The sequence below is a fragment of the Xanthobacter sp. NM-59 genome, from assembly GCF_021401125.1.
Taxonomy (GTDB): domain Bacteria; phylum Pseudomonadota; class Alphaproteobacteria; order Rhizobiales; family Xanthobacteraceae; genus Xanthobacter.
Genome location: NZ_JACBFQ010000014.1, coordinates 91,919 through 115,478 on the forward strand (window position 1 = coordinate 91,919; position 23,560 = coordinate 115,478).

21 protein-coding genes and 1 tRNA gene are annotated in these 23,560 nt (G+C 67.4%); 10 read left to right on the forward strand and 12 right to left on the reverse strand.

The genetic code is table 11. From position 1 onward, the window contains the following. Nucleotides 1–174: 174 nt before the first annotated feature. The 4 genes from L0966_RS20425 to L0966_RS20440 all read right to left on the reverse strand — a co-directional run bounded on the left by L0966_RS20425 (nucleotide 175) and on the right by L0966_RS20440 (nucleotide 3,474). Nucleotides 175–259 (reverse strand) — tRNA-Leu (locus L0966_RS20425). A 157-nt stretch (nucleotides 260–416) separates the two neighbouring features. After that, complete coding sequence (locus L0966_RS20430; RefSeq protein WP_234053904.1) at nucleotides 417–1,187, reverse strand: enoyl-CoA hydratase; 771 nt, start codon at nucleotides 1,185–1,187, stop codon at nucleotides 417–419. A 159-nt stretch (nucleotides 1,188–1,346) separates the two neighbouring features. After that, nucleotides 1,347–2,228, reverse strand: a complete 882-nt coding sequence (gene mutM, locus L0966_RS20435; RefSeq protein ID WP_234053905.1) for a bifunctional DNA-formamidopyrimidine glycosylase/DNA-(apurinic or apyrimidinic site) lyase — start codon at nucleotides 2,226–2,228, stop codon at nucleotides 1,347–1,349. A gap of 91 nt (nucleotides 2,229–2,319) precedes the next feature. After that, nucleotides 2,320–3,474, reverse strand: a complete 1,155-nt coding sequence (locus L0966_RS20440; RefSeq protein WP_234053906.1) for a DNA recombination protein RmuC — start codon at nucleotides 3,472–3,474, stop codon at nucleotides 2,320–2,322. Between the two features lie 81 nt (nucleotides 3,475–3,555). On the opposite strand from L0966_RS20440, the gene def reads away from it, so the two are divergent. From def to recN, 5 genes are all read left to right on the forward strand, one after another. Next, nucleotides 3,556–4,074: a peptide deformylase gene (def, locus tag L0966_RS20445; protein ID WP_234053907.1), complete on the forward strand. Its 519-nt coding sequence runs from the start codon at nucleotides 3,556–3,558 to the stop codon at nucleotides 4,072–4,074. Between the two features lie 27 nt (nucleotides 4,075–4,101). Continuing rightward, the gene (gene fmt, locus L0966_RS20450) at nucleotides 4,102–5,025 is read left to right on the forward strand and encodes a methionyl-tRNA formyltransferase (protein WP_234053908.1); all 924 of its coding nucleotides are present in this window, start codon (nucleotides 4,102–4,104) and stop codon (nucleotides 5,023–5,025) included. A 258-nt stretch (nucleotides 5,026–5,283) separates the two neighbouring features. Then, nucleotides 5,284–6,021, forward strand: coding sequence for a tRNA pseudouridine(38-40) synthase TruA (truA, locus tag L0966_RS20455; protein WP_234053909.1), 738 nt, complete (start codon nucleotides 5,284–5,286; stop codon nucleotides 6,019–6,021). 421 nt (nucleotides 6,022–6,442) lie between these two features. Further along, entirely contained in the window at nucleotides 6,443–7,309 is an 867-nt protein-coding gene (locus L0966_RS20460; protein WP_234053941.1) for an outer membrane protein assembly factor BamD, read from the forward strand. Between the two features lie 6 nt (nucleotides 7,310–7,315). Continuing rightward, on the forward strand, nucleotides 7,316–9,013 hold the full coding sequence (gene recN / locus L0966_RS20465; RefSeq protein WP_234053910.1) for a DNA repair protein RecN: 1,698 nt from the start codon (nucleotides 7,316–7,318) through the stop codon (nucleotides 9,011–9,013). 875 nt (nucleotides 9,014–9,888) lie between these two features. Here the strand turns inward: recN and arfB are convergent. After that, nucleotides 9,889–10,311 carry an alternative ribosome rescue aminoacyl-tRNA hydrolase ArfB gene (gene arfB / locus L0966_RS20470; RefSeq protein WP_234053911.1) on the reverse strand — a complete coding sequence of 141 codons (423 nt, stop codon included), beginning with the start codon at nucleotides 10,309–10,311 and terminating at the stop codon, nucleotides 9,889–9,891. 111 nt (nucleotides 10,312–10,422) lie between these two features. Beyond that, complete coding sequence (locus tag L0966_RS20475) at nucleotides 10,423–11,316, reverse strand: GNAT family N-acetyltransferase (protein ID WP_370640801.1); 894 nt, start codon at nucleotides 11,314–11,316, stop codon at nucleotides 10,423–10,425. Nucleotides 11,317–11,867: 551 nt separating this feature from the next. On the opposite strand from L0966_RS20475, the gene L0966_RS20480 reads away from it, so the two are divergent. Then, nucleotides 11,868–12,464 (forward strand): hypothetical protein, encoded by a 597-nt coding sequence (locus L0966_RS20480; protein ID WP_234053913.1) that lies wholly within the window; start codon nucleotides 11,868–11,870, stop codon nucleotides 12,462–12,464. A gap of 238 nt (nucleotides 12,465–12,702) precedes the next feature. Here the strand turns inward: L0966_RS20480 and L0966_RS20485 are convergent, their stop codons facing one another. Then, nucleotides 12,703–13,500, reverse strand: a complete 798-nt coding sequence (locus tag L0966_RS20485) for a DeoR/GlpR family DNA-binding transcription regulator (protein WP_234053914.1) — start codon at nucleotides 13,498–13,500, stop codon at nucleotides 12,703–12,705. Nucleotides 13,501–13,875: 375 nt separating this feature from the next. Here L0966_RS20485 and L0966_RS20490 point away from each other — a divergent pair, with 375 nt between their 5' ends. Next, on the forward strand, nucleotides 13,876–14,238 hold the full coding sequence (locus L0966_RS20490) for a cupin domain-containing protein (protein ID WP_234053915.1): 363 nt from the start codon (nucleotides 13,876–13,878) through the stop codon (nucleotides 14,236–14,238). A 109-nt stretch (nucleotides 14,239–14,347) separates the two neighbouring features. Here the strand turns inward: L0966_RS20490 and L0966_RS20495 are convergent, their stop codons facing one another. Both L0966_RS20495 and L0966_RS20500 read right to left on the reverse strand, forming a co-directional pair. Beyond that, entirely contained in the window at nucleotides 14,348–14,893 is a 546-nt protein-coding gene (locus L0966_RS20495; protein WP_234053916.1) for a copper chaperone PCu(A)C, read from the reverse strand. A gap of 124 nt (nucleotides 14,894–15,017) precedes the next feature. Beyond that, nucleotides 15,018–15,371, reverse strand: coding sequence for a hypothetical protein (locus L0966_RS20500; RefSeq protein ID WP_234053918.1), 354 nt, complete (start codon nucleotides 15,369–15,371; stop codon nucleotides 15,018–15,020). A 281-nt stretch (nucleotides 15,372–15,652) separates the two neighbouring features. Here L0966_RS20500 and L0966_RS20505 point away from each other — a divergent pair, with 281 nt between their 5' ends. Both L0966_RS20505 and L0966_RS20510 read left to right on the forward strand, forming a co-directional pair. After that, on the forward strand, nucleotides 15,653–16,000 hold the full coding sequence (locus L0966_RS20505; protein WP_234053920.1) for a DUF2946 family protein: 348 nt from the start codon (nucleotides 15,653–15,655) through the stop codon (nucleotides 15,998–16,000). Between the two features lie 172 nt (nucleotides 16,001–16,172). After that, nucleotides 16,173–18,389, forward strand: a complete 2,217-nt coding sequence (locus L0966_RS20510) for a TonB-dependent receptor (RefSeq protein ID WP_234053921.1) — start codon at nucleotides 16,173–16,175, stop codon at nucleotides 18,387–18,389. A gap of 93 nt (nucleotides 18,390–18,482) precedes the next feature. Here L0966_RS20510 and L0966_RS20515 read toward each other — a convergent pair whose 3' ends face one another. Next, nucleotides 18,483–19,847 carry an MFS transporter gene (locus L0966_RS20515; RefSeq protein WP_234053922.1) on the reverse strand — a complete coding sequence of 455 codons (1,365 nt, stop codon included), beginning with the start codon at nucleotides 19,845–19,847 and terminating at the stop codon, nucleotides 18,483–18,485. A 355-nt stretch (nucleotides 19,848–20,202) separates the two neighbouring features. On the opposite strand from L0966_RS20515, the gene L0966_RS20520 reads away from it, so the two are divergent. Beyond that, on the forward strand, nucleotides 20,203–21,249 hold the full coding sequence (locus L0966_RS20520) for an aldo/keto reductase (RefSeq protein WP_234053942.1): 1,047 nt from the start codon (nucleotides 20,203–20,205) through the stop codon (nucleotides 21,247–21,249). Between the two features lie 310 nt (nucleotides 21,250–21,559). Here the strand turns inward: L0966_RS20520 and L0966_RS20525 are convergent, their stop codons facing one another. Both L0966_RS20525 and cysT read right to left on the reverse strand, forming a co-directional pair. After that, nucleotides 21,560–22,609, reverse strand: a complete 1,050-nt coding sequence (locus tag L0966_RS20525) for a sulfate/molybdate ABC transporter ATP-binding protein (protein WP_234053923.1) — start codon at nucleotides 22,607–22,609, stop codon at nucleotides 21,560–21,562. A 67-nt stretch (nucleotides 22,610–22,676) separates the two neighbouring features. After that, nucleotides 22,677–23,531 carry a sulfate ABC transporter permease subunit CysT gene (gene cysT / locus L0966_RS20530; RefSeq protein ID WP_234053924.1) on the reverse strand — a complete coding sequence of 285 codons (855 nt, stop codon included), beginning with the start codon at nucleotides 23,529–23,531 and terminating at the stop codon, nucleotides 22,677–22,679. Nucleotides 23,532–23,560 lie beyond the last annotated feature (29 nt).

Consider the following 23,560-nt stretch of genomic DNA (forward strand, 5'->3'; position numbering starts at 1 on the left):
CGCTCGTGAGCTCATAGACACCGCGCCGCCCATCTCAATGCCATTGTATAGAGATGGTTACACGCCAGTCGATTACTGGCACTGACGCGCGGTAGCTTGCCCTTTTTCACGCCGTCAACAGAAGAGTCTGGAGGCGCTGATGTTTGAGAAAGGCAGCCAGCTCATAAGAGCAAATGGTGCCCAGGAGAGGACTCGAACCTCCACGGCCTTCACCACTGGTACCTGAAACCAGCGCGTCTACCAATTCCGCCACCTGGGCCCCTTTGGCCGTGAGGCCGTCGGGAGGCTTCTGATACGGGGCTGCCCCTCCCCTGTCAACACACCCCGATCTCATTCGGCAAAGATCTTGAGATATCCACAGGACGCATCCGAAACCGGTTTAACGGGGCGGGCCATGCGCGGCCCGCCCGCCGGCATCAGCGCTTAAAGTTCGGAGGACGCTTTTCCATGAAGGCCCGCATGCCTTCCTTCTGGTGCTCCAGCGCGAACATGGCCTGGAACACCCGACGCTCGAAGCGGATGCCCTCCGCAAGCGTGGTCTCGTAGGAGCGATTTACGCTCTCCTTCGCCTGCATGGCGACGGTCGGAGACATATCGGCAATGGTTTTCGCCACCGCCAGCGCCTCGCTCACCAGCTCCGCGGCAGGGATCACGCGGGACACCAGACCGGCCCGCTCCGCTTCGGCAGCGCCCATCAGTCTGCCCGTCAGCACCAGCTCCATGGCCTTCGACTTGCCCACGAAGCGCGTGAGCCTCTGCGTTCCGCCGGCACCCGGCATCACGCCCAGCTTGATCTCGGGCTGGCCGAACTTGGCCGTGTCGGCCGCCAGGATGAAGTCACACATCATCGCCAGCTCGCAGCCGCCACCCAGCGCGAACCCCGCCACAGCGGCAATCACCGGCTTACGCACCCGCGACAGACGCTCCCACGACGTGATGAAATCATCGTCATAGCTCTCGGGATAGGTGAGAGCGTGCATCTCCTTGATGTCCGCCCCGGCCGCGAACGCCTTTTCCGAGCCGGTGATGACGATGCAGCCGATGTCCGCATCCGCCTCAAACGCGTCGAGCACCACGTTGAGCTCGCCGATGAGGTCGGAGTTCAGCGCGTTCAGCACTTGCGGCCGGTTGAGCCGGATGAGGCCCACGCGCTCGTGCCGCTCCACCAAGATCGTCTCGAATGCCATCCCAATGTCTCCCCATTGCCGCCCGGCCAGCGGACCTTTGCGTCCCCTCTCAAGGCTGCCTAGTGCTCTAGCCCGAGTTCAACGTTTGGGGAATGGGGGCGGACAAAATAGCAGCGCATTGCCACATCTCGCAGGCGCGCGGCCCGATAAAATCTGCGCCTAGCGCTGGCATACTGGGCAATAGAAGGTGGATCGCCCGCCCTGGACGATCCTCCGAATGGTGCCCTTGCAGTGCAGCGTCGGACACGGCTCCCCCTCCCGGTCATAGACCCGGAAGGCGTGCTGGAAATAGCCCAGCTGCCCGTCCACCTGCCGATGGTCCCGCAGGGAGGAGCCGCCCGCCTGGATGGCTTCGCGCAACACGTCGCGAATTGCAGTCACCAGCCGCTCGGCCCGCCGCGTCGGCGCGCCCTCGCGCGTCGCCAGCGTATGCGCGCCGCGGCGCGGTGACAGGCCGGCGCGATGCAGCGCCTCGCACACATAGATGTTGCCGAGCCCCGCCACCATCTTCTGATCCAGCAGCGCGGATTTCAGGCATGTGTGGCGCCGCACGCATGCCTGCGCCAGATATTGCGCATTGAACTCGTTGCCGAGCGGTTCGGGCCCCAGGCCCTGCAGCAGGGGATGGCTCTCCAGACGATCATAGGGAACGATCAGGATGGCGCCAAAGCGGCGGGGATCATTGAAGGTCACCGTTGCGCCGCTGGCCAGGTGCAGCACCACGTGATCGTGCGGCCCGCCCTCCCCACGCGGATGATGGAAAATGCCGGGTGCCCCCTTCATCTTCGCACCATCGATGCGGATGGAGCCGGACATGCCGAGGTGCATGATCATCACCTCTCCGCCGGAGAGATCCGCCAGGAGATACTTCGCGCGCCGACCGAGAGCCACTACGCGGCGGCCCGCAAGGCGTTGAGCGAAGTTTTCGGGCAGCGGCCAGCGCAGATCGGGCCGGCGCGCCTCCGCGCTTTCGATCACGGCGCCCTGAAGGACGGGAATGAGGCCGCGGCGGACGGTTTCCACCTCGGGCAGTTCAGGCATCTCGTTTCAGCTCGCCAGCATCAGGCCAAGGCCGGGATTCGGTCAGCAACGATGTAGAATCAGGCAGTCGGACGATTTGCGCAAGATGTAATCATGCATCGGCCCCACCCTCCGGCTGGAGCGGCGTGGTGAACTCCAATTGTTCCAGGCGCATGCCCCGTTTGGCGATTTTGTCGGCGGAGACGAGCACCCGGGCGACATCATCGCCCACCTGACCGAAATGGCGGGAGAGCTCCCCTACCCGCTCGCGCAGACGGCCCACATCCGCCACCAGCGCGCCGACCTCGGCGCGAATGCGGTCCGCCTCGGCGCGCATACGCGCATCCTTGGCAATCGCCTGCACCAATTGCACGGCGAGCATGAGCAGCGAAGGGGAAACGAGCACGATGCGCGCCCGGTAGGCCGCCTGCACCACCCCGTCAAAATGCTCCTGGATCTCCCCATAGACCGATTCCGAGGGCACGAAGATGAGGGCCGTGTCCTGCGTTTCCCCCGGCAGAAGATAGCGTTCCGCCACATCGGTCACGTGCTTCATGAGATCCGCCTTGAGCCGGGCAGCCGCAGCCTTTCGCGCCTCCGCCGAGGGCGCCTCCCGGAAGGCAGTCACCGATTCAAGGGGAAACTTGGCATCGATGACGAGGGGCCGCGCGTCGCCCGGAAGGAAGATGACACAATCGGGCCGCCGGCCATTCGAGAGCGTATATTGGAAGGCGAACGTGTCCTTCGGCAGCCCATCACGGATGAGCGCTTCCATCCGCGCCTGCCCAAAGGCGCCGCGCGCCTGCTTGTTGGCCAGCGTGTCCCGCAGCGAGACCACCTGCGCGGAGAGGTCGGAAAGGCTGCGCTCCGCCTTTTCCACCATCACCAGCCGCTCGGCGATGCGGGTCAGCGTCTCGTGGGTCGCGCGCGCGGACGCGGTCATGCTCTCGCCCAGCCGGTACGAGGTCGCGTCCAGCCGTTCCGAAACCGCCCGCGCCAACTCGCTCTGGCGCTGGGAGAGCACCTCCGCCAGGCTCTGCACCCGCCCCGCCGTCTCGTGCTGGATGCGCGCGAGGTCGCGCATGCGGCGGTCGAACTCCTGCCCCCGCAGGGCCTCCTCGGCCGCGAGTGCGGCGCGCGCCGCCCCCGAGCGCCACAGCCCCACCACCACCGCCGCCAGCAGCGCCAGCCCCACCGCCAGCGCGGCAGCCAGGGCCTCTCCCATCAGGACCGGATGGCCGGCAAGGGTGAACAGCACGTCGGACATGCGCCTGCATAGCCCGATTCGCGCGCGGAACAAAGACGGAACATCTTGACCGCGGGCGCGGCTTCGCTTATTTCCCTTCCAATGACCACGCGACCGATCCTCATCATTCCCGACCACAAGCTGCGGACCACCTCGGAGGCCGTCGGCAAGATCGATTCCGAGATCAGGAAGCTGGTCGAGGATATGTTCGAGACCATGTATGACGCGCCGGGCATTGGCCTGGCGGCCATTCAGGTTGGCGTGCAGAAGCGGGTCATCACCATCGACGTCGCGCGCGAGGGCGAGGACAAGAAGCCCGTGGCGCTCATCAATCCTGAGATCATCGCGGAATCGGAGGAAACCTCCGTCTACAGCGAAGGCTGCCTCTCCATCCCGGATTATTACGAGGAGGTGGAGCGGCCGGCGCGGGTGGCGGTGCGGTTCCAGGACATTGACGGCGCGGTGCGGGAGGTGGAGGCGGACGGCCTGTTCGCCACCTGTGTCCAGCACGAGATCGACCACCTCAACGGCGTGCTCTTCATCGACCACATCTCGAAGCTGAAGCGGGACCGAGTGATGAAGAAGTTCACGAAAGCCTCGCGGCGCGTTGCCGTAAGCTGACGCATCGACCTCTCTCGGACCGTTTTCATGCGCATCGTCTTCATGGGCACGCCGGATTTTGCAGTGCCCACTCTCACCGAGATCGTCGGTCGCGGCCACGAGGTGGTGGCCGTCTATACGCGCGCGCCCGCTCCGGCCGGCCGCCGGGGCCTCGACCTGACCCCGTCTCCGGTGCACCGGGTGGCCGACCAGTTTGGCCTCCCCGTGCTCACCCCCAAATCGCTGCGCTCGGACGAAGCGGCAGAGACCTTCCGCAGCCATCAGGCGGACGTGGCGGTGGTGGTGGCCTATGGCATGATCCTGCCGCCCGCAATCCTTGAGGCGCCGCGTCTTGGCTGCCTCAATCTTCACGGCTCGCTGCTGCCACGCTGGCGGGGCGCCGCGCCCATCCAGCGCGCCATTATGTCCGGCGACAAGGAAACCGGCGTCGCCGTGATGCAGATGGAAGCGGGGCTGGATACCGGCCCCGTTGGCCTGGTCGAGCGTCTGCCCATCGGCCCGGACACCACCGCCGGCGAGCTGCACGACCGCATGATGCTGGTCGGCGCCGACCTCATGGCGCGCGCACTGTCGGCATTGGAACGGGGCGGACTTGCCTTCACGCCCCAGCCCGAAGCCGGCGTGACCTATGCGTCCAAAATCGAGAAGGGCGAGACGCGAATCGACTGGTCCCGCCCGGCCCAGGAGGTGCACGACCACATTCGCGGCCTGTCGCCCTTCCCCGGTGCGTGGTTTCCGCTCGGCACGCCCGAGACGCGGGTGAAGGTGCTGCGGTCCACCTTGGCGGAAGGCAACGGCCTGCCCGGCGAGGCCCTCGACGATCGGCTCGCCATCGCCTGCGGCAGCGGCGCGGTGCGGCTGCAGGAGCTGCAAAAGGCCGGCAAGCAGCCCATGGCCGCCGACACTTTTCTACGCGGGAACGCCCTGCCGCCGGGGAGCCGGCTCAACTAGAAATTAAATTCCGCTTTGAGGATCTGGAATAGCTCGGCTGCACTCGTTTTGTTGAGCTGAATCGACTGACTGATTTCCCCGGGTTTTCTCGGGTTCCGCGGCCGCAAGTGTCGATCTGAAGGATTGGGCCATCCGGAGACTGAAAGCTAATAACCTGGGCATCCACTTCGTCGTGCACGCTGCACCGGCTTCTGTCATGCCTGACAAAATTAGCGATGAGAGCCATGTTTGCGAGTCTTCCTAACAACGTGGTGGGACGTGCCGCGCTATAAGCTGACCATCGAATATGACGGCACGCAGTTCGCCGGCTGGCAGGTGCAGTCCGCGCTCCCTACCGTGCAGGGCGTTCTGATGGAAGCCTTCCATCGGTTCTGTGGGCAGGAGGTGCAGGTTTCCGGCGCCGGCCGCACGGATGCGGGCGTGCACGCCACCGGCCAGGTCGCCCATGTGGATCTCGCCCGCGAGTGGCGCACCGACACGGTGCGTGACGCCATGACCGCGCAGCTCCGGCCTCATCCCGTAGCGGTGCTCCATGCGGAGCGGGTGCCTGAGACGTTCGACGCGCGGTTTTCGGCCACTCGGCGGCACTACCTTTATCGCATCGTCAACCGGCGCCCGGATCTCGCGCTCGATCGAGACCGAGCCTGGCGCATTCCGCAAAAGCTGGACGCCAGGGCCATGCACGAAGCGGCGCAGCGCCTGTTGGGCAAGCACGATTTCACCACGTTCCGTGCCGCCGAGTGTCAGGCAGCCTCCCCAGTGAAGACGCTCGACCAGCTGGATGTCAGCCGTTCCGGGGACGAGATTCGGGTCGTCACCTCCGCGCGCTCCTTCCTTCACCATCAGGTGCGCTCAATGGTGGGCTCGCTGATGCGAGTCGGCGAAGGCCGCTGGAGCGCTGACGATCTTGAATCAGCTCTACACGCCGCCGACCGCACCCGCTGCGGCCCCATGGCCCCCGCCTGCGGGCTCTATCTCGCGGCGGTGAGCTATTGAGCTGTGTCGTGGCAAGCCCGCCACAGATCGAGAGCATGATGGCGCCCGTAGCCACCTTCGCCACATTGCCGACCGAAAGGCCCGATACCGCAAATGTGAACGTCGTCCGGCATAAACCGGTCACGACGGTTTCAGGGGCGCGCGGGGGCGACGCGCGCATGAGCGAAGCCTCGGCCGGCCGGCGCGGCAGCTCCGCCCCACCTGGCAGCGATGGGAGCGGGGAAGGACGGGGATGGCCACAGGCCTTCACTTTCCCCCCGCCGCGATCCTGCTAAAAGGGGGCTCTTCGGGCGAGGTGGGGACCCGTTCGCGGGAAGAATACGCGTCAATGCAATGGTCTGAAGCATTTTGGCGGTTCATCGGGCCGCTGGAATGGTCTAGAAGAGCGGCGCCATCCGGCGCGGGACGGAACCTGAACGTGATGACTTTCCTCCACGAAGCGCGGCGCTTGCGCGCGATCGTCAAGGGCAAGGGCCGGGCTCTCAGCCTTGCCGTGCTGCTGGTGGGCGGCTCCCTGCTCTCCGCTTGCGCCAGCGACAAGGACGATGTGATCCCCCCCGACGAGCCGGCCGAGAAGATCTACAATGAAGGCCTGACGCTCCTGCGCAAACAGGAGCCGGAGAAGGCCGCCAAGCGCTTCGAGGACGTGGACCGCACCCACCCCTATTCGGAGTGGGCGCGCAAGTCGCTCATCATGAGCACCTATGCCTATTTCGAGGCAGGCAAGTACGACGAGGCGATCGCCTCCGGAAAGCGCTACGTGTCGCTTTATCCGGGCTCGCAGGACGCGGCGTACGCCCAGTACCTGGTGGCCTCGTCGCTCTACGAGAACATCCCCGACATCACCCGCGATCAGCGCAAGACCCGCCAGGCCCTCGACGCGCTGGAGGAGGTGGTTCGGAAGTACCCGAACACCGAGTACGCGGCCACGGCGAAGAAGAAGATCGAGGTCGCCCGCGACCAGCTGGCCGGCAAGGAGATGCTGATCGGCCGCTACTACCTGGAGCAGCGCAACTATACGGGCGCCATCAACCGCTTCAAGGTTGTGGTTACGCAATACCAGCGGACGCGACAGGTGGAAGAGGCTCTGTTCCGCCTCACCGAGGCCTATATGGCGCTCGGCGTGGTGAACGAGGCGCAGACCGCCGCCGCCGTTCTGGGCTATAATTTTCCTGACAGCCAGTGGTATAAGGACGCCTACAAGCTCGTGAAATCCAGCGGCGTCGAGCCGCAGGAGAACAAGGCGTCCTGGATCAGCCAGGCGTTCAAGAAGATGGGACTCGGCTGATCACCCATGCTGGCATCGCTCTCGATCCGGGACATCGTCCTCATCGAGAAACTCGATCTCACCCTGTCGGAGGGCCTCACCGTCCTCACCGGTGAGACGGGAGCGGGTAAATCCATTCTTCTTGATTCGGTCTCCCTCGCCCTCGGCGGGCGGGGAGACGGAACGCTGGTGCGCCACGGCCAGCCCAACGGCCAGGTGACGCTGGCTTTCGACCTCACGCCCGACCATCCCGCCCACGCGATTCTCACGGCAGCCGACCTGCCGGACGAGGACCAGCTCATCATCCGCCGCACCCAGATGGCGGACGGGCGCACCCGCGCCGCCGTGAATGACGCACCGGTGAGCGTGCAGACCCTGCGCCAAATCGGCGCGAGCCTGGTGGAACTGCACGGCCAGCACGCGGACCGCGCCCTGGTGGATCCCGCCACACACCGCGCGCTGCTTGACGCATATGGCGGCCTTTCGACCGAGGCCGCCGCTCTCAGCGGGCTGTGGCGGGCCTGGCGTGAGGCGCGCGAGGCCGCGCGGGAAGAGCGCGCGCGCCTGGAAGCGGCGGAAAAGGAAGCGGATTATATTCGCCACGCCGTCGAGGAGCTCACGGAGCTGGGCGCCGAAGCCGGCGAGGAAACCGCGCTGTCCGAGCGGCGCAGCAACATGATGCGCTCCGAAAAAATCGCCGCCGACCTCTCCGAGGCGCTGGACGCGGTGGCGGGCGGCTCCTCCCCCATCCCCTCTTTGTCGGCCGCGGTACGGCGGCTGGAGCGCCGCGCGGGTGAATCGCAGGATGTCATTCGCCCCGCCGTCGAGGCCATCGACCAGGCCCTGGACGCACTGGAGCAGGCGCGCGGGCATCTTGAAACCGCCCTTGCCGATGCGGACTTCGAGCCGCGCGAGCTGGAGCGCATCGAGGAACGCTTGTTCGCCCTGCGCGCTGCCGCCCGCAAATTCGCGGTCACGCCCGATGCCCTCCCCGAGGTGACGCGCCGCTTTTCGACCCAGCTTGAGGACCTCGACCAGTCGGAGGCCCGCCTTGCGCGGCTCGATGCCGCCGCCATCGAGGCTGAACGAAGCTATCGCAGCGGGGCGGAGCACCTGTCGCAGGCGCGGGCCGCGGCAGCGCGGGCGCTGGATGAAGCGGTGGGCGCCGAACTTCCGCCGCTCAAGCTGGAGCGGGCGGAGTTCCTCACCAAGGTGACCAGCGACCCCGGCAATGCGGGACCGGAAGGCCAGGATGCGGTGGAATTCTGGGTGCGCACCAATCCGGGTAGCCGGCCGGGCCCCATGATGAAGGTGGCGTCCGGCGGTGAGCTCGCCCGCTTCCTGCTGGCGCTGAAAGTGGTGCTGGCCGATCGCGGATCGGCGCCGACGCTCATTTTCGATGAGATCGACACCGGGGTTGGCGGGGCCGTTGCCGATGCCATCGGCCAGCGGCTGGCGCGGCTGTCCCAAAAGGTTCAGGTGCTGTGCGTCACGCACGCACCCCAGGTGGCCGCCCGCGCGCACAATCACCTCCTCATCGCCAAGGATGCGGTCCCGGCGGAGCCAGATGCCCCCGTCGCGCCGGGAGAGGCGCCGGTCACCACCCGCGTCGCGGCCCTCACACCGAAACTGCGGCGCGAGGAGATCGCCCGCATGCTCGCCGGCGCCACCGTCACCAACGAAGCCCGCGCCGCCGCCGACCGGCTTCTGAAGGCCGCGCGCTGAACCTTCCAGGCCCGCCGAAGATCGACAGGGCATTCGTTTCCGCGGAAGGGGCTTGGCTGCTCGAGGAACCCCCTTCTCAAGCACGCGCGTTCCGGCGAGCGATCCCGGATGCCGCCGGCCGCCCCCGAGAGGCAGCCACAGCGTTTTCGAGTGGCGTGGGAACCAGTAAGCGCGAATCCAGCTGGTCACACACAAAAGCTGACCGTTTCAGGCTTTCCCGAACACCCAGACGGGTCGCAACGACAGCCGTGGTCACGCGGCTCCGGCACCCGCTGAGGCGACCCCTGGGGCCTGTGAGCCAACGCCCGCTGGCTCCAAAGCGGCACCGGAGGGGGCTTAGGCGGGCGTGACGCGCTCGAGCTGTTCCGGCGTGTTGGCAGCCCATCCGGTGCTCAAGCGAGATGGTTGGGGGAGACGACCGGCTGCGGGCCTTCAGGGACTGGCCGGCATCAAGACCGGCAGGGGGCCCAGGGGACAGGCGCCGGCCGCCGCCCGTGGAAGGGCGTCTCCGGGCCCGACGGCCTCCGCCCCGCGATTCGGAGCCCCGGCCTGGATACGACAGCGCCTGGGCATCCCCTGCGAGCGGCCGCGCCGCGCGGGGGGATGCCCCAGCCCTCGGCTCGACAGAAGGCAGCGATTGCGGCCGCGAGGCCTGCGTCAGGCCGAGACTGGTCAGCGCCGGTCGCCGGGACCGGCAAGGCGCCTTCAGGCGAGAGCCACAGGTTCCCGCCCGCATCCCGTGGCCCGCCGTTGCCGAGAGCGGTCGAGCGCAAGGCCATCATAACCAGCGTCGGCAATGAACGCCGGAGCGCCAGGACCCGCATCTGGAAGCCCACCCAGCCGGGGGCAGACACCTGCCCGTTGCCATGGCCGGCTCAGTCCAGATGCGGCTTGCTCTGGCGCAGGCTCTTGATGTTACCGCGGCGCTCCTTGGCGGCCAGACGCCGTTCCTTGGAGCCAAGGGTCGGCCGGGTTGGGCGGCGCGGGGGCGCGACGACCGTGGCCGAGCGGATCAGCTCCACCAGTCGCTCGATGGCATCTTCCCGATTGCGCTCCTGCGTGCGGAAGCGCTGGGCCTGGATGACGATGACCCCATCCTGCGTCAGCCGCCGGCCGGCGAGACGCGCCAGCCGTTCCTTCACGCCGTGGGGAAGATCTGGCGAGCGCGCCATATGGAAGCGCAGCTGCACCGCGCTCGACACCTTGTTCACATTCTGCCCGCCGGGCCCGGAGGCCCTGATGTAGGCGAACTCGATGTCGTCCTCGGAGATGGCGAGGCGCTGGGTAATCTCGATCATGGCGGGTCCGCAGGGTGACCGCCCCCTATAGCGCCGATGCCGCGCAAGAGCCACGCCCCGGCGCCGCGCGAGGGCGCGGGACCCAGGCCCCGGCTCGCGCGCCAGCGGCGGTCAGATGGCGTGGCGGTTCGCCGTGGGGCCGAAATGTTCCACATAGCGCGGGCTGAGCACCGACACCGGCAGGATGATCAGCACGTCGGTGGTTCCAAACTGCTGGTCCACCACCGCCCCATCGCCCACGAAGCCACCCAGGCGCAGATAACCCTTCACCAGGGGCGGCAGGCTCTGCAGCGCCGCCTTGGGAGAGATGTCCGCCTTGGCCATGCGGTTCATCTCCACCCGGCGACCGGGCAGCGCGCGGGCGCGCCATTCCTCCGGCGCCAGTGCGTTGTGGTGCAGGAAGGAGAGCGGCAGGGCCATGGCGTCCGGGTCAGTGCCCTCAAGGCTGGCACAGCCGAACATCACGTCAATCTTGTTGCGCAGAATGTAGGTCCACACCCCGTGCCACAGCAGCTCCACCGTGCGCTTGTTGCGGTAGGGCTTCAGCACGCAGGAGCGGCCGAGCTCCAGGAAGCGCAGATTCGGGTGCGCGGCGATGATGGGCGCCACGTCGAACTCGCCCTGGGTGTAAAAGCCGCCGTGACGCACCGCGACGTCCTGCTTCAGCACCCGGTACGTGCCCACCACTTTCGGCTTGCGTCGGCCCAGCACCATCTTACCGGCGTCATAATCCAACACCAGCAGGTGGTCGCAGATGGCGTCAAAGCTGTCCATGTCGCGGCGGGCAAGGCGCGTGGCGGCATCCGGCAGCGCGGACATTTCCTCGTAGAACACCTTGTAGCGCAGGCGCTGGGCGCGGCGCACGTCGCGCGCCGTGCGCGCCAGGCGCACCTCAAGGGAGCCGAGCCGGCCGAGAACCAGCGTTTCGTCCCCGGGCACAGCCTCGCGGTGGCGGATTCCCGAATAGGCCCGCAAGTCGGCCACAAGCTTCTGCGGCGCGGGCATGGGGGGCCGCCCGGCGGGCGCCGCCTTGGCCTTGTCGAAGAAGAACGCGAAGGGCGCATCGCCGCCCGGCAGCGTCGTCCGCTTGCCCGCAGTGTCGGTGGCCTTGAAGCCCGGCCAGCGCGCAAATCCCTCTCGCGCCACCTCCTTGGCAGCGTCGAGGCCTCGCCCCACCATGGCCGGCAGATTGAAGCCGGCTTGCGTCTCACCGATGCGCTTCATGCGCCGACCCTCCCCGAGCCGCCGCAGGCGACGAAACCGTCATCTCGCGGGCCGCCCACCCTTTTATGACGCCACCGCGCGGCGCTCCGGGCAGGCCGGACGACCGAAGCGATGTTCGGAGCATGTCGCAACACGCATCCGAACGTGACTGTCACATTCACCATAGATTTCGGACGCGCGTGTGACAATGGTTTGCCCGTATTGACACGGCCTTAAGGCTGCCACGCGATTGTGGGCACGCCCCCGTTGTGACGACGGTGCGGTATCTGGCTTTATCTCGCCGCGGCGCGCAGACCGGAAAGGCCGGTGGCACCGCGCATTGGGGGATCATCATGAAGTCTCGTCTCGTGGCGGCAGCCCTGTCCGCTCTCGTGGTGCTGGGGGCGGGCAGCGCCGCCCTGGCCCAGCCGCAGCCCACCTCCAGCGAAATGGTGACCATTGCGGGGGTCGGCACGGTGCCCGTGCTCGTGTTCCAGGCGCGCTTCGTCTCCGCTGATCCGGCCACCCGCCGCATGGTGCTGGAGCTGCCCACGGGCAAGCGCTGGGCCGTCACCGCCCCCCTGATCCTCGGCGATCTCGAAGCCTACCGGAACAGCGAGCGCCTGCTCATCCGCGTGGTTCCCGGCGTCGTCACCGCCCTCGGAAAGGCGCGCCAGGGCACGCCCGGCGAAGTTCTCAGCGATGTGGCCATCAATGACGGCCTGCCCGGCTGGCCCGAGGGCTTCGGCATCCGCGCCGTCACGCTCACCACCATCTTCGTGGATGTGAACAAGCAGGCCGGCACCGTCACCTTCGAGGGCCCGGACGGCGGCGTGCGTACCCTGCGCGCCGTGGATCCCAAGGTGCTGGCGGACCTGCAGCAGGTGCAGCCCGGCGACCTGGCCCAGATCAGCTATCTGGAAGGCATCAGCATCAACGCCGGCCAGTGATCCGCCCCCTCTCGCGAGGGCACGAACACCGGAACCCGGAGGGACGGCCCGCGCGCGCCCTCCGGGGTCTGCGGGCGGCGGAGAGCCCGGCGCGCACGCGATGGATGGCGACGCCTTCAAACGAAGCGGATACCCGTCGCACGAATGAAGCATTTGATATCAAGGCCTGAAGCATCCAGCGGCTCGGTGAAACCAAAGATGCTCCGGAGAAATCCGGCGGCGGCAGACGCCCGGCGCTTCAGCCTGCGCGCGTCTCCGCCCTGGGCGCCGCCACCGGCACGGACGGGGTGACGATGCGCACGCCCGAGGCCCGGCAGCGGGCGGCGAATTCGGGTGGCGGCGGGCCATCGGACACGATGGCATCAACGGCGGCGAGCTGGCACACGGTGACCGGCGCCTCGCGGCCAAACTTGGTGCGATCAGCGATCACCCAGGCTTCCTGGGCCTGCTGCATGGCCGCGCGGGCAAACTCCGCCTCGAACAGGTGGAAGTCGCCAAGCTCGCCGGCGAGGGTGATGCCGCCCACGGAAATGAAGGCGTAGCGCACCTGGAACTGGCGGATGAACTCGATGGTGGACGGCCCCATGGCCGAGCCATCCTCTCCCCCCAGCTCCCCGCCCGACATGAACACCCGGTTGCCGTTCTTGGAGGCGAGCCGGTGGGCGATCTGCACCGAATGGGTGACCACCGTGAGCCGCGAATGGGCCGAAAGCGCATCCGCCACGTAAGCGGAGGTGGTGCCATTGTCGAGGATGAGGCTGTCGCCGTCCTGCACCTGGTCGCGCACGATGGCGGCAACCGCCCACTTGGCCTCGTTGTTCACATGCATGCGGCGCTGGAAGGGCGGCTCCTCGGCCACCTCCGGAATCATGATGCCGCCGTGAAAGCGCAGCAGCGTGCCATCCTCGATCAGGGGCTGGATGTTGCGACGGATGGTTTCCGTGGAAACCGAAAGCCGCGAGGCGAGCTCGGTGATGGAATAGCTGCCCTTGGACCGCACCACCTGGAGAATTTCGTTCTGACGCTTGAGAGACATGGGTCAACCACAGTTTCCGGTGCCGCAGCGGAAGACACGCGGCCGGATATGGAGATGAATGCCACAAAACATCGCCGTTGTCAGGAGATCGGGCAGGATGTGCGTGCCCTTGCCGGCAGATGGCCCCGCCCTCCCCCGCCGCATACGGTGCCCAAACACCGTGGCGTACCGGCCTCGTCCCTTCTGCGCGCCCTTCGCCTTCCGGACGCAGGCGCATAAAGCCACGCAAACGCACGAATTGCCAAATTCAATGTGTACTTTACCGCTGGTTATTTGCATTCGCCACCGGGCTGTGCTTGCCTCGAGCAGCCCTCGCGCCCCATTTGCGGGATCCGGCGGCCGGCCGCGGGAGAGCGGGGAGCACGGGACGGAAAGATGGCACCGATCAAGCTGGCGCGCGCGCCGCTCACGGGCGAAGGGGCTCCCAAGGTCCGCTGGTTCACGCCGCCGCCAACGGAGGGATGGACCGAGCCCGTCATCATGGAATGGGAACTTCGCGGCGAGGCCTGGAGCGACGCCCATGTGCATGATGAATACGCCTATGTGCTGGAAGGCCTGCTTTTTGTGACCTGCGACGGAGAGACCGTGGAGGCCACCGCCGGCGACATGGTGAAGGTGCCGGCCGGCTCCATCGGCCGCTATTGCGCCCCCGATTACGCCCGGCTTCTGGGCATCTACGCACCCAACCCCACCGGCGCGCCGACCACCCACATGGCCTATGAGCGGCTCGACGGCTGAGCACCGGGACGCTTCAGCATCGGGCGGACGCGGGGGCTAATCAGCGCGATGAGCTCCGGCTCACAGGCGGCGACGCGGCACCGCCCGTGAGCCGGTTCATCACGGCACCTCAGTGGCCGGAATGCTCTTGACCTGAATGGCCCTGGCTGGCGGGGGCATGGCCCGCGGCGCCGGCGCCCAGGCTCTCCACCTTGAACTGAACCGGCACGGTCCCCGCCTTCTCAAAGGTCAGCGTGCCGTCCACGGTCTCGCCCTCCTTCAGGGGCTGCTTCAGCTGCATGAACATGATGTGGTAGGAGCCCGGCTTCAGGGTCACGGTGCCGCCAGCGGGAATGGCGAGGCCATCGGGCAGCGGGCGCATGGTCATCACGCCATTGGTCACCGCCATTTCGTGGATCTCCACCTTGCCCGCGAAGGGCGCCGTGGCGGACACCAGCCGATCCTCCGTCGCTCCGGTGTTCTTCAGCACCAGATAGCCGCCGCCCACAGTGGCGCCGCCGGGCGTCGCGCGCGCCCACGGATGCTCGATCTCGATCGCGCCCACCTTATAGTCGTGGGCCAGCGACGGCGCGACGGTGGCAGCCAGCGAGGCGGTGAGAACACCGAGCGAGAGCGCGGCGGCGGAGAAGGCGGACTTCAGGGAAAGATTCGACATGACGATCTCCTTGGCCCCCTGCCGTGAAGGGGGCGTGGGAAAGAACCGGCGGGCGGGCCACGGCGAGAGCCGCGCGGCCACTGACGGCGCCGGTCGGATCAATGGAAAAGGCGTGGGTCCGGGATCAGGCGGCCGGCGGCGGCGGCGCCCGCGCCAGATGGGCGCTCCGGCGCCCCTGGGGTGGGGAAAGCTGCAGCTCAGTCCCAAGGCGCGCAAGGCGCACGAACGCGAGAAGAGGCGCCGCAAGGCCGCCGCCCGGCGGCGTCGGCGCCAGGGTGTTGAGAAAACCGCAGCCGAGCTGGCAGCACACCGGCAGGTGGCTGCCACCGGGCGCATGCTCGGGCGCAGCGCCCCCGCTCGGGGTGCACAGCACGGTGCGGAAGCTGCCCGCGCGCTCCGGACCGACCGCCAGCGCGAGCACCGCCGAGGCCAGCACCAGCTGACCCACCAGCCCATAGGCGACGGCCAGGGCGATCACGCCCCGCCATGCGGCCCATCCGGCTGCCGGCCCCCTGCTGCCCACGGCGTCTCCCTTTCAACCCATGCTCCGGTCGTCCCGCGGCGAGGCGAAACGGCCAGATGAAGTTCTTGCGCGTGAGCACAGCCAAACGCGCCGCTTCCGTCAAGCGCCCGATCACGCCTCCGACGCAACGCCGCACCCCGGAACGGGATCGTTGGCCTTTCCTTTTCGTCAGCCGCCGTGTTAGCCAGCAAAGCGGGGATGGGAGAATGATCGGGCGGCGCAAGGGATTCAGCACGATGGGACTGGTGGTGGCCTGGACGGCCGCCTATGCCCTCGTGTTCCAGATCATGCTGATGAGCGCCCTGGGCGCCAGCCTGGTGGGCGGCACCGCGCTCGCCACGCCCTTGTGCGTCGGCAGCCAGGCCACCGCTGGCGACACCGGCGGCGAACCGCAGAAAGCTGCGACCCATTGCCCGCTCTGCCTGTCGCGGGTGGACGCAGCGGTGCTGCCGCCCCCCGTGCCGACGCCGGAAATCGACCGCGTCGCCATCGAGGTGCATTATCGGGTCATCGTGCGCGACGGGCTGCGCACGGCGCAGCAGCGCCAGCCCCACCAACCCCGCGCGCCACCAGCTTTCGCCTGATCTCGCGCCCGCCGCAGCGGGCTCCTTCGTCTCATCATTCAAGACCTGACGTGCGCGCCCCTGGGTCGCCGCGCGGACTGGCGTGTCGTTCGAGCAGACCCGGTCGCGCTCGAATGCGCCGGTGCGCGCGCCCCGTGGCTGACGCCACGCGAAAGCTTTCGTGGAAACACCCATGCAACACGCAACCCCGCGCCTCCGGCGCGCCCTGCGCCTGTCGAGCGCCCTGCTCTGCCCGGCCCTTGCCGTCTTCGGCCCCACCATCCTGCCCGCCTCGGCCCAGGACAGTGGCGTTTCCCAGCTGCCCACCGTGGTGGTGCGCCCGCCCGCCGAGACGGCGAGCGGTGGCGAAAGCGCGCCGCTGCCCGGAGACGGCGCCACCATCAGCGGCGCGGAAGCGGCCGCCGCCACCCTCTTCACCAGTGATTCGGGATCGCTGATCGACGCCATCCCCGGCGGCGCCTCATGGGGCGCGGGCGGCGTCTCCAGCCTGCCGGCGGTGAACGGCATGGGCGCGGACCGGGTGCAGGTGGCCATCAACGGCATGATCTTCAGCCCGGCCTGCCCGAACGAGATGAACCCGCCCATGTCGTTCGTGAATCCGGCCATGGTGTCGACCGCCAAGGTCTATTACGGCACCGCGCCGGTGAGCGTGGGCGGCGACTTCACCGGCGCCAAGGTGGATGTCAGCGTTGCCCCGGCCCGCTTCACACCGGGCGATCAGCTGCAGGTGTCAGGCTCGGTCTCCGGCTTCTACCGTTCCAACGGCAATTCCTATGGGGTGGACGCCAACGCCACCGTGTCCAACGCCGACACCAGCGTGACCTATACGGGCGGTTGGGCGCGCGCCAGCGACTACACGTCCGGCAACGGCACCACCATCAAGTCCACCATGTACGAGACGCAGAACCACGCGCTCTCCATCTCGAAGAAGCTGCAGGACAACATCTTCACCCTCCAGGTGGGCGGCCAGTTCATCCCCACCGAAGGCTTCGTGAACCAGTATATGGACCTGGTGGAGAACAAGAGCATCTTCGTGAACGGGCGCTATGAGGGCCTGTTCGACTGGGGCAAGCTGGAAGCCACCACCTTCTTCAACCGCATTCGCCACACCATGGGCTTCATCGAGCCGGACAAGGACGGCGACATGCCCATGGACACCCGCTCCACGGACATCGGCTATACGGTGAAGGCGACGATGGGCCTTTCCCCGGACACGCTCATGCGCATCGGCAACGAGGTCTTCTACAACAACCTGGACGACTGGTGGCCGCCGGTGGCGGGCTCCATGATGATGAGCCCGGACACCTTCTGGAACATCAATAACGGCCAGCGCCTGCGGGTCGGCACCTATGCCGAGTGGGAGAAGGAGCTGGCGGAGAAGTGGACCGCCAGCTTCGGCCTGCGCAATGACATCGTCTGGATGAATACCGGCGACGTGCAGGGCTACAATACGATGATGTACGGCGCCCAGGCCGACGCCTTCAACGCCGAGAGCCACGCCCGCACCGACATCAATTTCGACGCCACCGCGCTCCTGCGCTACGAGCCAAACTCCACCGGCCTCTATGAGCTGGGCCTGGCGCGCAAGACCCGCTCGCCCAATCTCTACGAGCGCTATGCGTGGTCCTCCAACGCCATGGCCATGAAGATGATCGGCTGGTATGGCGACGGCAACGGCTATGTGGGCAATCTGGATCTGGAGCCCGAAGCCGCCCACACCGTGAGCTTCACTGCCAATTGGCACGACGGGGCGCAGAAGGTGTGGCAGCTGCGCGTGTCGCCCTATTACAGCTATGTGGTGGATTATATCGACGCCGACCGCTGCTCGCTCGCGGGCTGCCTGAAGAGCCTGCCGAGCAATCTCTATGCGACCGACAAGTTCGTCTTCCTGCAATTCGCCAACCACGATGCGTGGCTCTATGGCGTCAATATCGACGGCAAGCTGGCGCTGTGGGATAGCGACACGTTCGGCCAGGCGGCGTTCCGCGGCAACCTGAACTTCGTGCAGGGCCAGCGCACCGACGGCGTGAACCTCTACCACATGATGCCGCTCAACGGCACGGTGGCGCTGGACAATACGCTGGGCGCCTGGACCACCAGCCTGGAACTGCAGATGGTGTCCGCCAAGGTGCTGGTGAGCCAGGTGCGCAACGAGCTGGAAACCAGCGCCTATGCACTCCTCAACTTCCGCACATCCTATGAATGGCAGATGGTGCGCGTCGATTTCGGCGTCGAGAACATCCTCGATACGGAATATGACCTGCCGCTCGGCGGCGCCAACCTGGTGAACTACCGGGTGCCGTCCATGATGGGCACCTCCCCCGCCTGGGGCTACGCGGTGGCCGGCCCCGGCCGTTCCATCAACACCCGGCTCACCGTGAAGTTCTGAGCCACACCCGGCCGAGGCCATCGGCCTCCAGCTCAACGAAAACGGGCGGCCCCTGGGCCGCCCGTTCCCCGTCATGATCCTGGAAGGCGCCCCTCAGGCGTGGATATCCATATCCCGCGTCTCCTTGCCGAGCAGCAAGGCGATGAGGGTGAGCACCGCCATGGCGGTGAGGTAGACGCCCACCCAAAACGGGCTGCCCGCCCCATAGGCCCACAGCGCCACCGCGATGAACGGCGCCACCGCCGCGCCCAGGATGGAGGAGACATTGTAGGCGATGCCCGAGCCCGTGTAGCGCACATTGGCCGGGAACAACTCCGGCAGCAGCGCGCCCATGGGGCCGAAGGTGAGGCCCATGAGCGAGAAGCCGATGATGAGCCACGCCATCACCCCCGCGAAGCCACCCGCCAGCATGGGCACCCAGGTGAGGCCGAACACGGCGATGGCGAGCGTGATCCCGATCAGCGTGCGCCGGCGGCCCCAGCGGTCGGCCCAGGGGCCGGACACCAGGGTGAACAGGCCGAAGAACACGACGCCCACGATCATCATCAGCACGAAGGTGCGGTAGTCATAGCCCAGGCCCGGCAGCGCGGCGGAGGTGGCGGCGCGGCCATAGCTCAGTGAGAAGGTGGTCATCAGATAGAAGAGCACATAGGTGGCGAGCATGTAGAAGGTGCCCAGGATCAGCTCGCGCCAATAGGTCTTCACCGCCGCCACCAGCGGCACATCATGCACGCGCCCTTCCTTTACCGTGTTGGAAAAGGCCCGGCTTTCCACCAGATTGAGGCGCACCCACAGCCCCACCGCCACCATGACGACGGAGAACAGGAACGGGATGCGCCAGCCCCAGTCGAGGAACTCCGCCGACGGGCGCGAGGGGTCGGAGGACGGCATCACCGCGGCAATGATGAGGAAGAGGCCATTGGCGATGATGAAGCCGATGGGCGCGCCGAGCTGCGGGAAGGTGCCGTAAAGGGCGCGCTTGCCCTCCGGCGCGTTCTCGGTGGCCACCAGGGCCGCCCCGCTCCACTCGCCGCCAAGCGCGAAGCCCTGGGCAAGACGCAGGATCACCAGCAGCGCCGGCGCCAACCACCCCACCATGGGAAAAGTGGGCAGGAAGCCGATGAGAAACGTGGCGATGCCCATGGTGAGCAGCGCCCCCACCAGGGTAATCTTGCGCCCGCGCTTGTCGCCCAGATGACCGAAGAACACCGCGCCCAACGGCCGCGCCACCATGGCCGCGCCGAACACCGCGAACGAGGCCAGCAGCGCCACCGTGTCATTACCCAGCGGGAAGAACAGGTGGGGAAACACCAGCACCGCCGCGGTGGCATAGACGTAGAAATCGTAGAATTCGATGGTGGTCCCCACCAGGCTCGCCAGAATGACCCGGTGGCGGGGATTGACGAGGGCCGGGGCGCCCTCGTCCGGAAGGGGGGCTGCTGATGCTGTGGATGACATGTCTTTGTGTTCCAAAACGTCTTCTGCCGCGTCCAGAGGGCGCAGGCCCCGCCGGGCGTCGACCGTGGCAGAAGCTTCGGTAATTTTCGATCGCGCGGAGGGTGCCTTTGGCGCGCTCGCGCGTTAGGTAACCGGTGCGGCCTGATAGATTATTGCGCGACATTTGGCCAGCCGTCGCAACGCCCTGCACGGCCGCCCTGCATCCACCGCATGGCCGGCGGCACGATCCATGATACTGCCGCCCGCCCAGCGCGGCATTCCCCTGCGCCAGCGGCTGCCCGTGGGCACGGAAATGCTCTAGGGTCTGCGCCAACCCACCATCCAGCCCCGATCCTCGCCCCGCGGAGCCCCCATGATCGCGTATCGTCCCCTTGGAGACAGCGGCCTCGCCGTATCGTCCATCTGCCTTGGAACCATGACTTTCGGCCAGCAGAACACGGAGGCCGAGGGGCACGCCCAGCTCGATCTCGCGCTCGATGCCGGCATCAACTTCATCGATACGGCGGAGATGTATTCCATTCCGCCCCGGGCGGAGACGCAGGGGTCCACCGAGCGCATCATCGGCACCTGGCTGAAGGCGCGCGGCAATCGGGACAAGGTGATCCTCGCCACCAAGGTGGCCGGGCGCTCCACCCAGACCTGGCTGCGGGCCGACGGCTCCAATCCGCGCCTCGACGCGCGCAACATCAACGAGGCCATCGACGCGTCGCTGCGCCGGCTGCAGACCGATTATGTGGACCTCTACCAGCTCCACTGGCCGGACCGCGCGGTGCCCCTGTTCGGCAGCCCCACCGCCACGCGCTCGGAGAACGACGCGCCGGAAGTCCCCATCGAGGAAACGCTGGCGGCGCTGGCCGATCTGGTGAAGGCCGGCAAGGTGCGCCACATCGGCCTGTCGAACGAAACCGCCTGGGGCCTCCACCGCTTCCTGATGGCGGCGCAAAAGGGCATCGGCCCGCGGGTGGTGTCGGTGCAGAACGCTTACAACCTCCTCAACCGCACCTATGAGGAGGGGCTGGCCGAATTCGCCACGCGCGAACAGGTGGGCCTGCTGGCTTATTCGCCGCTGGCGCAGGGCTATCTCACCGGCAAATATCTCAATGGCGCCCGCCCCGCCGGCGCCCGGACCACCCTGTTCAATCGCGGCCAGCGCTATGAGAAGCCGGGCACGGAAGAGGCCATCAAGGCCTATCTCGCCCTGGCGGCGGAGCTGGGCCTGTCGCCCGTTCAGCTGGCCCAGGCCTGGGTGACCAGCCGGCCGTTCGTGACCTCCAACATCATCGGTGCCACCTCTGTCGCCCAGCTTCAGGAGACGCTGGCCACGGCGACGCTCGCCATCACGCCGGAGATCGAGGCGAAGGTGAACGCCGTGTTCCAGCTCCACGGCAACCCGGCCCCCTGAGGCCGGGATGGGCTCCGCGCAGGCGGGCCGGGATGGTGGCAAGGGCGTGGGGCGCAGCTCACGCCCCGGTCCCCGGCCGACTGCTCACGGGGCCGGGGGGGAGCCATGAAATCGCACTGAACGCTTCGACGGTCCGGCCAGTGACGGTCATCGACCGGCAGGCGCGCCTTGAGGCTGCTCGGGCTAAGCCAGGTCCATGCCTCGGGCTCCCCCGCCCTTTCGCACGCTCCTGAGACGCTCCCTGGGACACCCCCTTGGCGCGCGTCTTCCTTGGCACGCGTCTTCGGCCCGATACGCGCGGGCGTCCGCATCAGGCGGTCGCGGAAAAAACCCGGTAGCGGTGGGGCAGCAGGCCCACCTGGGCGCCGACGGCAATCTCCCGATCGGTGGGCACCGCGGCTTCCACCACCGTGGTGCCGGCATCGGAAGCGATCTCCACATCCACACGCCGGTTTGGGCCGAAGCTGCGCAGGGCCAGGACCCGGCCGGCGAACGGCGCGCCCTCGGGCGGCGCCAGCTCCACCTCGTGGGGGCGCGCCAGGATCTGCGCCGGGCCATCGCCCACCCCCTGGGCATCGAGCCCCAGCCGCTGCCCCTTGAGATAGAGCGCCCCGCCGCGGACTTCCCCCGGCAGGCGCACGGTTTCGCCGATGAAATCGTGCACGAAGGCGGTCGCCGGATTGCGATAGACATCCTCCGGGGCGCCCACCTGCTCGATATGACCCCGGCCCATCACCACAATGCGGTCGGAGACCTCCAGCGCCTCCTCCTGGTCGTGGGTGACGAGCACGGAGGTGACGGGCATTTCCTCATGCAGATGCCGCAGCCAGCGCCGCAGCTCCTTGCGCACCTTCGCATCGAGCGCGCCGAAGGGCTCGTCCAGCAGCAGCACGCGCGGCGAGATGGCGAGCGCCCGCGCCAGCGCCACGCGCTGCCGCTGGCCGCCCGAGAGCTGGGCCGGATAGCGATCCGCCAGCCAATCGATCTGCACCAGGGACAAAAGCTCGTTCACCCGCTCGCGGATGGCTGCCTCGGGCAGCTTGGCCGGGCCGCGCCGGACACGCAGGCCGAACGCGACATTCTCGAACACCGAGAGATGGCGGAACAGGGCGTAATGCTGGAACACGAAGCCCACATTGCGCTCGCGCACCGAGCGGGAGAGCGCGTCCTCCCCATCGAAATGCACCTCGCCGGAATCCGGCCAGTCAAGGCCCGCAATGATGCGCAGCAGGGTGGTCTTGCCCGAGCCCGAGGGGCCCAGCAGCGCCACCAGCTCGCCGCTATTGATGTGCAGCGACACATTGTCGAGGGCGGTGAAGGACTTGAAGCGCTTGGTGACGCCGACGATGTCGATGCTCATGGGCGGGTTCCTGAAAAGCGGGCTTTGCGGCGGCGCGACAGCGCGCGGAAGAACGAGAAAGGCGGGCTCATGATGCCCTCCCGCGCCGCTCGCTCCAGCGCTGCAGGCCATTGATGGCGGCCAGCAGCACGAACGAGGCCAGGAGCATCACCACCGCGATGGCGGTCGCGTCCGCATAGCGGAACTCCTCCAGCCGGATCACGATGAGCAGCGGAGCAATCTCCGACACGCCCGGCAGATTGCCGGCAATGAAAATGACGGAGCCATATTCCCCCACCCCGCGCGCAAAGGCCAGGGCGAAGCCGGTGACCAGCGAGGGCCCGATGGCCGGCAGCACCACGCGGCGAATGGTCTGCCAGCGCGACGCGCCGAGGCTGGCGGAGGCCTCCTCCAGCTCCTGGTCGAGATCGGTGAGCACGGGCTGTACCGTGCGCACCACGAACGGCAGGCCGATGAACACCAGCGCCACCAGAATGCCGAGCGGGGTGAACGCCACCTGGATGCCGAGCGGCGCCAGCAGCGAACCCACCCAGCCATTCTCCGCATAGATGGCTGTCAGCGCGATGCCCGCCACGGCCGTGGGCAGGGCGAAGGGGATATCCACCAGCGCATCCACCACCCGGCGGAAAGGAAAATCATAGCGCACCAGCACCCACACCACCACGAGCCCGAGCACCGCATTCACCACCGCCGCCGCCAGAGAGAGGCCGAACGACACCTGAAGCGCATGCACCGTGCGCTCGGCGGTGACGATGGACAGGAAGCGCGAGAAGGTGAGCTCCGACGTCTTGATGAACAGCCCCGCCATGGGCAGGAGCACGATCAGGCTCAACCACGTCAAAGTCAGCCCGAGCGTGAGCCCGAAGCCGGGTATGACGCTCCGGGGCCGACGGCGTGCGAAAGGAAACGCAAGGTTCGACATGACGGACAGTTCACCGCTCTCCGGCGCTG